The sequence below is a fragment of the Nostoc sp. KVJ20 genome, from assembly GCF_001712795.1.
In the GTDB taxonomy this organism is placed as follows: Bacteria; Cyanobacteriota; Cyanobacteriia; order Cyanobacteriales; family Nostocaceae; genus Nostoc.
Window position 1 is genome coordinate 86,630 of the sequence record NZ_KV757561.1, and the last position, 12,908, is coordinate 99,537.

Below are 12,908 nucleotides of genomic sequence, written 5' to 3' on the forward strand. Positions count from 1 at the left end.
TCTATGTGAACAATGTTCCGCCCTTTTTTGCTATTGTCAGTTAGATACTCTGATAGTCAGTACCGAAAAACCACGAATTTGATGTAATAAATTTACACTCGTAAGTATTTACATACTGAGATGATCCCGACATCAGGCGATGTCTATGACGGGCTACGCCTACGCTAAAAATGGTTTTTGATTTTTGATATGCGATCGCACATCAATAGATTACCTACAATCTATCTAGAATCAGATTTGGCAAAACCGCTCATGTTAAACTACAATCCGCTCCATTGTTTGCCATCTTCCGAAGAACTACCGGACTCTAATGACACCCCTGTGGATAATGAAGTCCAAAATTTAATTCCCGGCTTGCTAAAAACGATACTAGCTTTGGTTTGGTGCGATCGCTGGGATTGGTTCTTTGGTGTTGATATGGGTATTTATTATGACCCAGAAAAATCAGCCATTGTCCCTGATGGATTTCTCAGCTTAGGAGTTAAACGCTTCATTGATGAAGACTTACGCATAAGTTATGTGCTGTGGGAAGAAAAGCAACCGCCAACTTTAGCACTAGAAGTTGTTTCCCAAATATATCGGGAAGAATATAACATCAAGAAAGAATTCTATGCTAAAGAATTAGGAATTTTGTACTACGTTGTATATAGTCCCCTTCGGCGTAAAAAGACACCTTTGGAAGTGTATCGCCTAGTTGATGGGGAATATATCTTAATGTCAGGAAATCCCGTTTGGCTACCAGAGATTGGTTTAGGAATTGGGCGAGAACGGGGAATTTATCAAGGTATAGTGCGGGAGTGGCTGTACTGGTATGACGAAGAAGGGCAAAGATGGCTGACACCAGAAGAACGCATTAGAGAAGCGGAAGAACGCGCAGCTTTTGAAGAACAGCGACGGGTGGAAGCAGAACAAAAAGTGAAAATGTTAATTGAAAGGTTGAATGCGCTAGGTGTTGATCCAGAAACTTTGTTATAGATTAACCAAATTTTCTAATTTTCGCTGCCTTAATGTTAATTAGCTTCCTGGCTTGGGAATTATATCTATAAAGCAACTTATAACTTAACGGTACAAATCGTAAAGGCTGATTGCTCAATAAATATATTTACCAAAACCTTCATCAAAAATATGGAAGTTAAATTAGGATTTGGAGCAGTCCCAAAACCTCAATATGTTTTTGTCAGCAAAGAACCCGATCACTGTTGGTATATCCTTGCTGAAGATGAAAGACGCATACCAATTTATGAAAAAGCGTTGACTGGGGTAATTACAGGGATAGAAGTTAATAAAAAGGTTGAAAATACATTTGGTCCAGATGAAAAAATAAATCTGTTTATCTTAGCAGATAAACCTTATATTATCCAATCAGGAAACGATACTTACTTTTCTAAAAGTTTATTGCTGTCTTTGGATGCTCTTACTTCTGAACAACTACGTCATCCACTTACTATTGCCGTTAGTCCTGGAGATAAAAAAGTAGTATTCTGTAATATTTACGATCCAGTCACTTATCGTTCTATAGGTGTTAGTTGGAATGGACACAGGGAAATTGACTGGCAAGCTTTAGGACAAAAAGTAAGTTTAAAAATTAATTGTATTCAAAATTTACATCAAGATGAAATCCAAATATGTGCTAATACAACAGCATCAGAAATTCATGCAGTTTTGATAGCTCAAAGTGACACATATTTAGCCCAGTTAAATTGGACTCCAGAGCAGGGAAGGGATTATTTGCAGCAGAAATATGGCAAGCGATCGCGTCTACAACTCACTGATACAGAAATTCTGGACTTCATTGATTACTTGAAGCTACAACTAACCTAAAATTGCTAACTTAGATGCTGTTATGTGAACTTTGGATAATTGCGATCGCTTTTAGTCCAAATCTTCTTCGGTAAGTCCAGCATCTTTCATAATGCTTTTCAAAGTTCCAATCGGTAAATCTCGATTACTATGAACCGGAACGGAGAGGATTATATCAACACCTTCTTTTATGTAAATATGATGACTGCCAGTAATCCGTTTCAATTCCCAACCCTGCCGTTCCAAAATTTTACAAAGTGTTTTACCTGAAACCGCTTTTATAGCGATATTTCAACCAACTGTTTCTCCGAGTCAAGTTCTTCTCGTTCGCTAGCAACTTCCAACCAACCTTGAACTGCATCTTGCAGCATCTCTAACAAATGTTCATAGCTGTCTCCCCAAGTGTGACATCCAGGTAGGGCAGGTACAGAAGCACACCACACACCGTCTTCTTGCCAGATAACTGCTTTAATTTTCACTACCAATCATCTCCACAAGATTGCGACTAATATTCTAGCGTTGTCTATTGCATTGAGATTTTAGCCCCTGTGCGATCGCACAAGTAGTGTAGTTGCTAAAGACACATAAATTTCTCTGAAGCAGATCATGTATCCGATGATGCTTTAGAAGCATTTAACTCAGCCAGAGCTATCTTGACACACGCACGAACACCTTTCCAATCAACTTCTGACAAGTGACCAATCAAAACCAAATTAGCTGAGGGTGGTAAGGTGACGATAAAACTTCTGAAAACAGACGCAACCCGCAAACCTGCTGCTGCCCAATCCTGAAGTGTGTAATCAGTAATTCCAAGGGCAGTTGTCTGAGTAGTGATGAGTCCAACGATCACATCGGGACGAGTTGCGTGATAAGCGGCAGATGACAGAACTACAGCAGGACGACGCTTAATACCAGTGACACCGGGAAAATCAACTGTGACTACATCACCGGGATTGAACGTCACTAAACTGTCTCCTCGCTTTCAGGGAAAATTGAAGCTGCATACTCTAAGGAGAAGGATGCTAAATCAAGCTGATCTTGTTCAGTCCAGGTATCACTTTGGTCGATGATAGACAAGTTTTGCTCGACTAGCTCATTTAGAATTAGGGTTGCCAAGCGTAGCCGTTCAGTTGGTGACAAGTTACAAACAACTTGGCTGTATATCTCATGGGCGTTATTGGACATAATAAACCCTCCTGTGTCTTATCTTAACAATTGTGATGCCTGCGGCAAGTCGCTAAAAATTGTCTACACACAAGTAGTTGGGATGCTAAGTGAGACATAAATTGATAGTTATAAGTGATAATCCTGCATTTAACACAGGTTCATAAATATTGCTTATTTATACTGCCTCAATGGTGATAATTGGCTTAATTAGGGAAGTCTATGTATAACAAATCCCTGATTTTGAGGTTAAACACTTAGAAAAAGGGCAAAGAAATATAAATCGCAAAGAGTACTTATGATTCTACTTATCTTAGACACTATTGCTTTAGCTAGTGCTTCTGTAGGAGCGTTTGCAGGTGTGAGGGCAATTTCCAACATAGACGCAGAAAAAGAGAAGTTTAAAAAAATCTCAAGTCTTTATAATGAAGCTTTTAGGGAGTTGGAAGTAGATTTAATCTTTACAAAGAATCTTATACAAGAATACAATCAACTTCGGCAAGATATCATATATAATGCGGGAAAATTTTTTAGTTTTTTTGATGAAAACATTGAAAAAATAAAAAAGTTGAATCCCAGTGAACTTTCAATTAATCAAATTCAGGAATACAAAAATACTTTCAATGAAATTAAGCAATATTTATTGATTGATGCTAATCATGTTGATTCATTGAAGAATTCCTATGGAGTAATTCATCTTGCAAATCCTGTGAAATCAGCAGTACAAGAAATTATATCTAACAACTTATCTATCAAACAAGCCAATAACTACACAAGGGATTGTTTAAGTAAATCTTCAATGAACACTATTGCAGGAAGCATGATAATTTTGTCTCTACTTGCATCTGCTAACATTGCTGTAAGTCCAGCAATATTAATTACTGGTTTTATGCTTAATCGTTTACAAGATAAAGCTTTGATACAGGTAATAGAGTATGAATCTGAAGTGAGTATAGCGATCAATAAAATCAATTTGGCTAAGGATTTAATGCTAAAAATAAGACAAGAGATTCAGGAGTCAATGAAAACTCTTAAGTCTTTAAATGATTCAATAAATGAATTTTTCTTTACTGATAAAATGGCTGTTTTAACTAATGGAGCAACTGATTTTGCTTCTGGATTTGCTTCTGGACTAGCTCAAGGAGATAATAGATTTAAAATAGCAATATTTTTGATAGAATCCCTATCAAAAATGTTTATGCCTAAAATTTTAGATTATGAAGGTAAGCTAAAAAATGTTGCCTTAAGTATTAAAGATAACTACGATCGTAGTTTTTTATTGGGATTAGATGAAATAATAAACATTAAATTAGAGCGAGAATTGCTCAATAGTATGATTTGATATTTGGATGCTATTGTAAACCTCAAGAACAGCTAACAGTATAACTATCAGCCTAGTTATCAAAATCTATTGTATGATTAGGCTGACATCACCTCACACCAATGCATATTAAGTGGTTGCGTAGTGCGCTTCATTCCACACAGTCACAATTACAGTTATCAAATATCGCTTGCTTCCGGTAGCCAGTCTTCATCCAACACTAACTCTAAAAAATATGGGCACTCTTCTGGAAACACGGAAATTTGTATCCCCGTTTGCTTGGCTGCTTGCCGACGCGCCCTTTGATAACTATCCTCCAGTTGCTCTGTAGGATAGCTCTTAAGACTAGGACTATCTTCTATGGCTAACTCAATCTTGCATTGTCAGCATTTGCCGTTCTCGATCAGCCGCATAGCTTAGGCAAGCCAAAATATCCTCTTGTGTCAAATAAGGAAAGTCATCAAGCAATTCCTCGTAGGTCATGCCAGAGGCAAGATAAGATAAAACATCGTATACAGTAATTCGCATTCCTCGAATACAAGGCTTACCCCCTCGTTTTCCTGGTTCGATTGTAATAATGTTTTGATACTGCACTGCTATTCAACCCTCAAAAATCTTCATCATCAACAAAAAACTCCGCATCGTCTTCCAGTCGAGAATTACGCTGCCCAATACCAGCAAGCCCCCACAGAGGTTGCAGCAGTGCCATACCAATTAACCCGACAACGGCACTAAAAGCTAGCACTAAACCCATTGGTATCTGAATCGATTGGAATGTTAAGAATTTTAACGATACGGGTGTAGCATTTTGGACTGAAATAATTGCGATCGCAATTACCCAAACTGCTACAACTAGAGATGTCAAAAAAGGCGCAATTTTCATAGTTTGATCGAAATGAGAAGTTAGGAGTTAGAAGTTATATTTTGCTCAAAATTAGAAACGAGGAGTTAAGAATTGTAAATTTACAACTCTTAACTCCTAATTCATAACTCTTAACTTTTAATTCCTAACTCTGGCAAATTAAACTGCTACTGCCTCTAGTTTAGCAATGGCACTCTCTAACTCTTGGGCGATTTGGGTGAGTTTTTCGGGAGTGTTGGTTTCGAGGTAAACGCGCACCAGTGGTTCTGTACCAGAAGGACGCAGTAAAACCCAGCTACCTTCTTCTAAATAGAGCTTAATACCGTCTTTACGCCCCACTTCCTTGACTTTAATTCCTGCTACCTCTGTAGGTGGATTTTTCGTAAATGAGTCGATGACGGCGGTTTTGTGGGCTTCTGTGAGGTGCAAGTCTAGGCGGTTGTTGTAAAGTGGGCCATCGGCTTCGGCGATCGCTTCTTTGACAAGTTGACTTAGGGGTTTGCCTTCATAAGCGATCGCTTCTGCCACCAGCATATCGGCTAATACCCCGTCTTTTTCGGGAATATGCCCAATAATACTCAATCCACCTGATTCTTCTCCACCAATTAATACAGCAGTTTCCCGCATTTTTTCGCCGATGTATTTAAAACCAACTGCTGTTTCGTAAATTTGCAGCCCATTTTTAGCAGCGAAATTATCCAGCAGGTGGGTTGTCGCCACAGTGCGGACAATAGCGCCAGTTTTACCTTTGTTTTTGATTAAATGACGTGCTAGAAGTAGCAGCACAGTATTGGGAGTGAGGACGTTTCCTTGTTCATCAACGATACCAAAGCGATCGCTATCTCCATCCGTCGCCAAGCCCAAATCAGCTTGATCTCGAACTACTGCTTCCACTAACTCAACTAATTGTTCTCCTTTGGGTTCTGGCATTCCACCCCCAAATAAAACATCTCTCCAATCGTGGAAACTTTCTAACTGAACGCCACTATGTTGCAAAACTTCATCTAAATATCCGCGAGAGGTAGAATACAAAGCATCGTACTTTACCTTTAAATTAGCGCTTCTGATCTTTTCTACATCAAGTAGGGTGTAGATAAATTTCAGGTAATCAGGTTTCGGATCGAAAATTGAAATTGAACCTGATGGGTTGCTTCCAGGCAACTCATCCGATGCACTTTCTATATTTGCCACAATAGTATCAGTAATCTCTGGAGTGGCAGGCCCAGCATAATCGGGTATATATTTAATTCCACAGTAAGGTGCTGGATTATGACTAGCAGTAAACATTAACGCCCCTGCGGAATTTAGGTGACGGGCGTTGTAGGCAATTACTGGTGTGGGGCAATCCCGATCAGTAATTTTCACAGTCCAACCTAAGTCTGCTAGGACTTGAGCCGCTGTTTGGGCAAACTGGTCAGCTAAAAAACGAGTATCGTAGGCAATAAGTACTGGTCTATCTTTTGTGTAGGCTGTTTCTAAGTAAGTGGCGATTGCCCTTGTTACTTTCCGCACGTTGGGAAAAGTAAAGTCATCGGCAATAATCCCTCGCCATCCATCGGTACCAAATTTTATCTTGCTGGAATTGCTACTAGCGCTCATTTTTGCCACTTGCTCCCGTACATTATCAGTACTATTAAAGCTTCCCGCAAAGCGTGTGTAGCAGCAAGTATCCTCCGAAGTTCTTTTCTAAGAAAGCCTTAGCTTAAACTTCTCCCCACCGTATTTTCTCTCACTGTTTCTGAGCAATGTCAACCCCCGATCGACCTTTTGCCAGTTATCACCTTTGGTCTCTAGTTGCCCCAGCAACCGGGCAAGAACGCTGGCATTGCCAGATGAGACGGGGGTTTATCAAGGCACGGCAACACGAACCACAAGTCAAGGCGCTGTTAGCGCAAGCCACCGCACCCCAACGGATTGGGATACTCGCCCAAAAAGGCGTTTATGAATTTCATCATCACAGGCATCTGTTGAAGCAAGCAGATGGTGTAGAAAGAGTTGCACAGCTACTTAAATTAGCCAACTCAAGCGATCAAGTCCAGCAACGCGTGCTGCAAATTTTGAAAAAATATCACGATGCGCCGTTGCTTTTGGATAAAGATATTATCCAATTAACTCCGGGTGATGAAGGCTTTCCTAAACCGATAGTAGTTGAACAAGAGGATTATTGTTTTCGCTTATATGCGGCTATGGACTGCGTTTTCATTGAGTCTGATAGCACTTTACATATTTTAGATTTCAAAACTGGTAAGTCGGCTTTTGACCAACGACAGGCATTAGTTTATTTATTAGCAGCTCGTTATCTTTACCCTGGACGAGAAGCTGTGGCATCATTTTATAATTTAGAAATATGTAAAAAGTCTGAGTTAATTAGCATTAATAATAGTGAATTAGAATCCTTAAAATTTGAATTAGCGAACATTGCTCACAAGCACCAACACGACTTGCAAAAATATCAGGAACAAAGTAGTAATTTCAGTAAAATTTTCCCTCCTAATCCTGGCTCTCACTGCCGCTTTTGTCCATTTAACTCCATCTGTGAGTTTGCTGATTTCAAGCAGCATCAATCATATCCACTGCCCAGTTTAAGAGTTAATAGCTAATAGGGGAAAGGGAGAGAGAATTTACAATGTTCGCTTTTCGTAGACATCGCATTCCAAGTAAACACCTGAAAATATTGTCTGACAAGTATTTATAATCAGGAATTTCAATGCGTCTGATTTACGTCTTTATCTTCGTTTGCTCTGGAGGAGCGGTCTAAGCGCAGAACGCAAGCTACGCCAACGACCATTGCACTGATAACTGTTCACTGTTCACTGATAACTGTTAACAAGGTATTTTTCCAGATCATCAAGGATGGCATTAATCGCAAAAATATCCGAACTATGCCAATGTCTGCCTACAAAATAAACTTTATTTTTTTGAAAAACTTCGAGTTGTGACCATAAAGGACTTTGTTTAAGCTTATTTAACGTCTTTTTATCATCTTCCCTTTCCCAAGATACAAAGAAGAGAACATCTCCATCAATATCAAATATTTTTTCTTTGGATATATTTTCTATATAGAAGAAATCTCCCCTTTGTGATTTGGGACGTTGCAGACCAATATCCTTCAAAACTGACCCAGAGAAATGCTTTTCTCCATAAGACCAAATGCCTGATTCTGAAGATGTATTTGCAATAGATACCTTAATAGTATTGCGGCGATTCTCCTTTGGAGAGGCTGCGCCAACGCCCAAAGCTTGCTTAAGGTTTTCCACCCGTTGCCAATACTTATCTATCAATTGTTTACTCACTTCTTCTTTGCCCAATATTTGAGCAAGTTCCTCGAACGTATCTATCCAATTTGGTGGCGGATAGGGTGTATTAAGAACTACTGTAGGTGCAATATAAGATAACTGTTTGTAAATACCTTTTAAGTCAGAGCCAGAAATAATTAGGTCTGGTTTAAGTTTCAAAATCTTTTCTATATTCGGGCTATTATAACTTCCTACAGATTCTACTTGCTCTACTTTACTTTGAAGATATTTCGCCATAGGAAAACCCGGAACATGAGTCGATGCAATAGCACGGATACCTAATGCCCAGGTATTTTCAAAACTATCAAGCGTTACTACCCGTTGAGGATTGCGAGGAATGCAGGTGCTACCCATTACATGTTGCACGTTTCGACAATTCTCAACAGACTGTTTATAGCTAGTAATATTAATATCATGAGTTGTGTTACAAGCCGAAACTAGTATCACTGTTAAGATACTTAAAAGTATCAAATAGGTGAGGCGGCGCAAAGAAATACTCGTGAGCATTTAGGCATATCGATTCAATAAAGTGCAAATGTAGGGAAGGCAATTTTGCGGCAAAACTGCCTTTGTGTTAGTGTGGCGTGACACACAATTAAAAATTGTAGATTCTTAAGTTTCTGTTCCTTAACAACCTAAAATCTCCATGAAATCGTTCCTTGAACGGCGAAAGGTTCGCCTTGATCAACAAATGTTCCAGACCCAGTTTGATAATAATCCACATTGAAGAGATTACGGAAATTTAAGGCAGTGCGGAATTGCTCGCGTTCATAAAAAATTGCTGCATCTGTACGGAAGTAACTGGGAAGCTCGAAAGTATTAGCCAAATCTGCTGCTCTTTCTCCAACATAATAGAAGCCTAATCCAAATCCTAGTCCTTGCAAATCACCTTGTTGGATTCTGTAAGTTGTCCACAGGTTGAATGAATGTTCGGGAGCAGAAAATAATCGATTTCCCACTGGAATTGTATTATCTTTCGTGACCCTAGCATCGGTGTAGGCATATCCTCCAATAATGTTCCATCCCGGTAAAATTTCGCCACTGATATCTAACTCAATCCCTTGGCTTTTTTGTTCTCCAGTTTGAACCGAAAAGCCAGGAGGACTATTAGGATCGGGATCGTCTGTCGTCACATTAGAACGGGTCAAATCATAGAAGGCAAGGGTTGCTGAAAGTCGGTCATTCACATCTGCTTTAATACCTACTTCATACTGGGTTCCCCGCTCTGGTTGGAATGCTTCTCCAGTAGCAGATGTACCGATTGTCGGAGCAAAAGATCGCGCAAAACTAGCATATAAAGAAATGGGCGGAATGGGTTGATAAACAATTCCTACACGCGGACTAAATGCAGTGTCTGATTGGCTGGTTTCTATATCCGTAAGTCGATTAATTTTGGCCTCATCAAATATATCTACTCGTCCGCCTAGCAGAAGCTTTAAGTTTTCAGCCAGAGTAATTTGATCCTGGAGATAAATACCAATCGTATCTCTGGTTGTTAACTGAACGAAGTTGCGACCAGTAGAAACAACAGTTTGATCGTAGACTGGATTGAAAATGTCTACCGGGGCAGCAGGAATGCCAAATTCAAAACTGAGATCGGTTATATTTCGACTCAAACTCAAGCCAAATAGAAGTTGATGATTGATGGGCCCAGTGCTGAATTTACCAAGTAGATTCGTATCTAGATAGAAGAAATCGTAAAATTGACTGCCAATAGAAGCACTTCGATTTAGCGTGCGATTATCATCCGCTAGACTAGTGGGAGAAATAGTATAAGGCACTCCACCGCGATCGTCATCATTAGCGAACACATAGCGGAAGGCATTTCGTAGCTTCCAATTCTCATTAAATCGATGCTCTAAGTTATACCCAATTCTGCCTTGAATTGTCAGGTTATCCGTTAATTGACCTATGGCGTTAAAACTACGACGCACTCTGCCATTGGGGTTCGGCAGTACACTACCCACTGCTGGTAATCCGCTCGATCCCTGTCCATTTCTTTCCAATCTGTTGATATCACCCTCAACCACTAGGTCTGTATTTTTACCCAGGTTAAAGCTCAAACTGGGAGCAATAGAAAACCTTCTAGCTTGGTTAAAGTCAATGAAACTCTGAGTACTCCGATAACCAATATTCAAGCGGTAGAGAGCCGTTTTAGAATCATTCAACGGCCCTGAAAAATCGATCGCTCCCTGATACTCGTCAAAACTACCAATAGTCGCGCTAACTTCGTAGAATGGATCGCGCAATGGCTGTTTAGTAACGAAGTTGACAGTACCGCCAATACCACTGAATCCAGTTTCGCCATACAAAACAGACGCAGGCCCCTTTAATACTTCTAAGCGTTCCACGTTGACAAAGCCGCCATCTGAAGTAATTTGTGGATCGGGAAGTCCGTTGACGAGAGAGTTAGAATATACCTCAAAGCCTCGAATCGTAAAATAGTCTCTACTTGAACCTGAGCTAGAAATTGAGGTGACACCGCTAACGTTTTCCAATGCGTCTGTAATGCTTCTTGCTTGACGGTCTTGCAGCACCTGTCGCGGCACTACCTGAATTGACTGGGGAATATCACGCAATGGGGTATCTGTTTTCGTTCCCACTGAGGTATCTGGTACACGATAACCATCCTGTTCTGCCGTGACTACCAATTCAATTGGGTCATCCTGTTGGGCTGCGGGTTGTTCTTCGGGTGTCTGTGTTGCTGGCTTTTCTTGGGTTGGTTGTTCTGGTTGCTGTGCTGTTGTGGCTGTAGATGCAACTGCAAAAATCAACCCGACGTTATCATCAAATAACTCAACCGCAGGTAAAGCTTTCTCGCCAAATACCGTTACCCGCACGGTATTTGCATCAATATTCGTAGCTGTGATTTCCGTAATTCCCGCCAGGGGTTTTTCCGACTTAAACGTGAAAGCATCGCCATTGGGTAAACGCAACTGCCCACCAATTATATCTGCAATAAAATTATTACCCGTACTGCGATTGGCAATTTGCAGTTTTTCCCCTTGGGTTGTCTCTAAAATTACCTCGACACCGCTATCGGTGGGATTTGCCTTGACTCCCGTAATTACTACAGTTGATTGAGTGCCAGAAGTTGGTGATTGCGAAAGTAAGTGTTTGACACTAGTCGCTGGAAACTCGGTTTCACTGAGTGTTTTAATTCTGGTGACAACTTTATCCTGCTCCTTTTCTGATGCCAATACCTGTTCAGGTTGAGGAAGTATGCCACCGATGATCCCAACTACACTCACTATTAACCAAAGATAAATGTCGAGGGTTGGCGATCGCCACTCCCTTGGGGAGTATAGCGTAAAATATTTGTTACCAGAAGTAGAACACCAACTTTTCATACCACTCCCTACACCATTAAACAATACTGCTTATTGCTTATATTTCTTAATTGCAATAAACGAGAGTGTAGAGGAGTTGAACTAGTTGAGTCTATCCCAAAACAATAGTTATAGTCCCGAAACAAGAGTTTTGCCGAAAAAACATTCTCTGGGTGTGATGCCAAACTTGCGTTTGAAGGCAGCAGCAAAATGTCCTAAATGTGAGTAACCAACAATGTTAGCAACTTCGGCAACTGTGAAATCACTACTGTGTAACAGCTGATGGGCTTGTTCCATACGCTGATTCGTCAAATAACCAAACACTGTTGTACCGAACTGCATTTGAAACCCTTTTTGCAGCGTACTCTCGCTCACACCTACCTCTTGTGCTAACTCTGACAATAAGGGTGGATTCTCTAAACGTGCTTGTAAAATTTCTTTGGCATAATGAATTTTAGCAATAGTATCTCTTTTTAATCGCGGTGATAATTGCCTTACCTTATTATCTTCTAAAAAAGGAGCTAACTGTAAAGCCATCAATTCTATAACCTTACCCTGCAAATACATCCGCTTGGTAGTTCCCTGATAAGAGCAGTTAATAATTTGCAATACCACACTTTGGATAACTGGATTAGTTTTGGGATAAATTAATGTTTGCCAATCGCTTTCTTTTCCCAAAAATTGCAACTGAGGCAGCATTTCCCCATCCTTTCCAGGGAAAAAAGTCCTCAGCAAATCAGGTGGCATGATGATATCAACACCCAAAATCCTTTGGGAATGGCGATAAGACGAATCAGCTTTACGTTGAATTCCACCACCAGAAATAAACGTATATCCTTCCCCAACCTGCCCATAAGTATCTGTATACATCCCTAAAGCTAAAGCACCAAACTGGAGAGGATGATTACTTTCAGGGATTTTCAGGGCAATATCACGATCGTATTCCTTATCAACAATAATTAGCCAAAGTTCAGGATATATTTCAATTGCTCGATAGTAACCTCTACCGAGATGTTTGGGCATTTCATCAAGATGTTCATCTGGTTCTAATGTTGGGTCAAATGTACTATCTTCCTTACTTTCCTTCAATAGTTCTTCGTAGTCTTTGATTGTTAAGGTGATTGTCATTGCTAGCG

General features: G+C 40.1%; 15 protein-coding genes. 4 read left to right on the plus strand and 11 right to left on the minus strand.

What is annotated here, in order from left to right; genetic code table 11:
- Window positions 1-252: 252 nt before the first annotated feature.
- Both A4S05_RS04450 and A4S05_RS04455 read left to right on the plus strand, forming a co-directional pair.
- On the plus strand, window positions 253-975 hold the full coding sequence (locus tag A4S05_RS04450) for a Uma2 family endonuclease (RefSeq protein ID WP_069068617.1): 723 nt from the start codon (window positions 253-255) through the stop codon (window positions 973-975).
- A 150-nt stretch (window positions 976-1,125) separates the two neighbouring features.
- On the plus strand, window positions 1,126-1,821 hold the full coding sequence (locus A4S05_RS04455; protein WP_069068618.1) for a hypothetical protein: 696 nt from the start codon (window positions 1,126-1,128) through the stop codon (window positions 1,819-1,821).
- A gap of 51 nt (window positions 1,822-1,872) precedes the next feature.
- On the opposite strand, the gene A4S05_RS04460 is transcribed toward A4S05_RS04455, so the two are convergent.
- The 4 genes from A4S05_RS04460 to A4S05_RS04475 all read right to left on the minus strand — a co-directional run bounded on the left by A4S05_RS04460 (window position 1,873) and on the right by A4S05_RS04475 (window position 2,985).
- Complete coding sequence (locus tag A4S05_RS04460) at window positions 1,873-2,082, minus strand: type II toxin-antitoxin system HicA family toxin (protein ID WP_069068619.1); 210 nt, start codon at window positions 2,080-2,082, stop codon at window positions 1,873-1,875.
- Window positions 2,079-2,279 (minus strand): type II toxin-antitoxin system HicB family antitoxin, encoded by a 201-nt coding sequence (locus tag A4S05_RS04465; RefSeq protein WP_069068620.1) that lies wholly within the window; start codon window positions 2,277-2,279, stop codon window positions 2,079-2,081. The genes A4S05_RS04460 and A4S05_RS04465 overlap by 4 nt, the downstream gene beginning before the upstream one ends.
- A gap of 125 nt (window positions 2,280-2,404) precedes the next feature.
- Complete coding sequence (locus A4S05_RS04470) at window positions 2,405-2,764, minus strand: type II toxin-antitoxin system PemK/MazF family toxin (RefSeq protein WP_069068621.1); 360 nt, start codon at window positions 2,762-2,764, stop codon at window positions 2,405-2,407.
- Entirely contained in the window at window positions 2,764-2,985 is a 222-nt protein-coding gene (locus tag A4S05_RS04475) for a hypothetical protein (RefSeq protein ID WP_069068622.1), read from the minus strand. Before A4S05_RS04475 ends, A4S05_RS04470 begins: the two co-directional genes overlap by 1 nt.
- 277 nt (window positions 2,986-3,262) lie before the next feature.
- Between A4S05_RS04475 and A4S05_RS04480 the strand changes: the two genes are divergently transcribed.
- A complete protein-coding gene (locus A4S05_RS04480) occupies window positions 3,263-4,306 on the plus strand; it encodes a hypothetical protein (RefSeq protein WP_069068623.1) in 1,044 nt (347 codons plus the stop codon).
- Window positions 4,307-4,464: 158 nt separating this feature from the next.
- On the opposite strand, the gene A4S05_RS38530 is transcribed toward A4S05_RS04480, so the two are convergent.
- From A4S05_RS38530 to A4S05_RS04495, 4 genes are all read right to left on the minus strand, one after another.
- Entirely contained in the window at window positions 4,465-4,659 is a 195-nt protein-coding gene (locus tag A4S05_RS38530; protein ID WP_084226979.1) for a DUF29 family protein, read from the minus strand.
- Window positions 4,655-4,879 carry a DUF433 domain-containing protein gene (locus A4S05_RS04485; protein WP_069068624.1) on the minus strand — a complete coding sequence of 75 codons (225 nt, stop codon included), beginning with the start codon at window positions 4,877-4,879 and terminating at the stop codon, window positions 4,655-4,657. The genes A4S05_RS38530 and A4S05_RS04485 overlap by 5 nt, the downstream gene beginning before the upstream one ends.
- 13 nt (window positions 4,880-4,892) lie before the next feature.
- Entirely contained in the window at window positions 4,893-5,168 is a 276-nt protein-coding gene (locus tag A4S05_RS04490) for a LapA family protein (protein ID WP_069068625.1), read from the minus strand.
- Window positions 5,169-5,306: 138 nt separating this feature from the next.
- Window positions 5,307-6,746 (minus strand): phosphoglucomutase/phosphomannomutase family protein, encoded by a 1,440-nt coding sequence (locus A4S05_RS04495; RefSeq protein ID WP_069068626.1) that lies wholly within the window; start codon window positions 6,744-6,746, stop codon window positions 5,307-5,309.
- 146 nt (window positions 6,747-6,892) lie between these two features.
- Between A4S05_RS04495 and A4S05_RS04500 the strand changes: the two genes are divergently transcribed.
- Window positions 6,893-7,747, plus strand: coding sequence for a PD-(D/E)XK nuclease family protein (locus tag A4S05_RS04500; RefSeq protein WP_069068627.1), 855 nt, complete (start codon window positions 6,893-6,895; stop codon window positions 7,745-7,747).
- Window positions 7,748-7,957: 210 nt separating this feature from the next.
- Here A4S05_RS04500 and A4S05_RS04505 read toward each other — a convergent pair whose 3' ends face one another.
- From A4S05_RS04505 to A4S05_RS04515, 3 genes are all read right to left on the minus strand, one after another.
- On the minus strand, window positions 7,958-8,932 hold the full coding sequence (locus A4S05_RS04505) for an iron-siderophore ABC transporter substrate-binding protein (protein ID WP_256090823.1): 975 nt from the start codon (window positions 8,930-8,932) through the stop codon (window positions 7,958-7,960).
- Between the two features lie 146 nt (window positions 8,933-9,078).
- Complete coding sequence (locus A4S05_RS04510) at window positions 9,079-11,793, minus strand: TonB-dependent siderophore receptor (protein WP_084226977.1); 2,715 nt, start codon at window positions 11,791-11,793, stop codon at window positions 9,079-9,081.
- A gap of 108 nt (window positions 11,794-11,901) precedes the next feature.
- Window positions 11,902-12,900 (minus strand): helix-turn-helix transcriptional regulator, encoded by a 999-nt coding sequence (locus tag A4S05_RS04515; RefSeq protein ID WP_069068628.1) that lies wholly within the window; start codon window positions 12,898-12,900, stop codon window positions 11,902-11,904.
- Window positions 12,901-12,908 lie beyond the last annotated feature (8 nt).

Excerpts from the sequence above, each read along its gene's own strand:
- A4S05_RS04480 (WP_069068623.1), top strand. The coding sequence starts at position 3,263 with ATGATTCTACTTATCTTAGACACTATTGCTTTAGCTAGTGCTTCTGTA.
- A4S05_RS04455 (WP_069068618.1), top strand. The coding sequence starts at position 1,126 with ATGGAAGTTAAATTAGGATTTGGAGCAGTCCCAAAACCTCAATATGTT.
- A4S05_RS04490 (WP_069068625.1), bottom strand. The coding sequence starts at position 5,168 with ATGAAAATTGCGCCTTTTTTGACATCTCTAGTTGTAGCAGTTTGGGTA.
- A4S05_RS04510 (WP_084226977.1), bottom strand. The coding sequence starts at position 11,793 with ATGAAAAGTTGGTGTTCTACTTCTGGTAACAAATATTTTACGCTATAC.
- A4S05_RS04495 (WP_069068626.1), bottom strand. The coding sequence starts at position 6,746 with ATGAGCGCTAGTAGCAATTCCAGCAAGATAAAATTTGGTACCGATGGA.
- A4S05_RS04450 (WP_069068617.1), top strand. The coding sequence starts at position 253 with ATGTTAAACTACAATCCGCTCCATTGTTTGCCATCTTCCGAAGAACTA.
- A4S05_RS04475 (WP_069068622.1), bottom strand. The coding sequence starts at position 2,985 with ATGTCCAATAACGCCCATGAGATATACAGCCAAGTTGTTTGTAACTTG.
- A4S05_RS04500 (WP_069068627.1), top strand. The coding sequence starts at position 6,893 with ATGTCAACCCCCGATCGACCTTTTGCCAGTTATCACCTTTGGTCTCTA.
- A4S05_RS04515 (WP_069068628.1), bottom strand. The coding sequence starts at position 12,900 with ATGACAATCACCTTAACAATCAAAGACTACGAAGAACTATTGAAGGAA.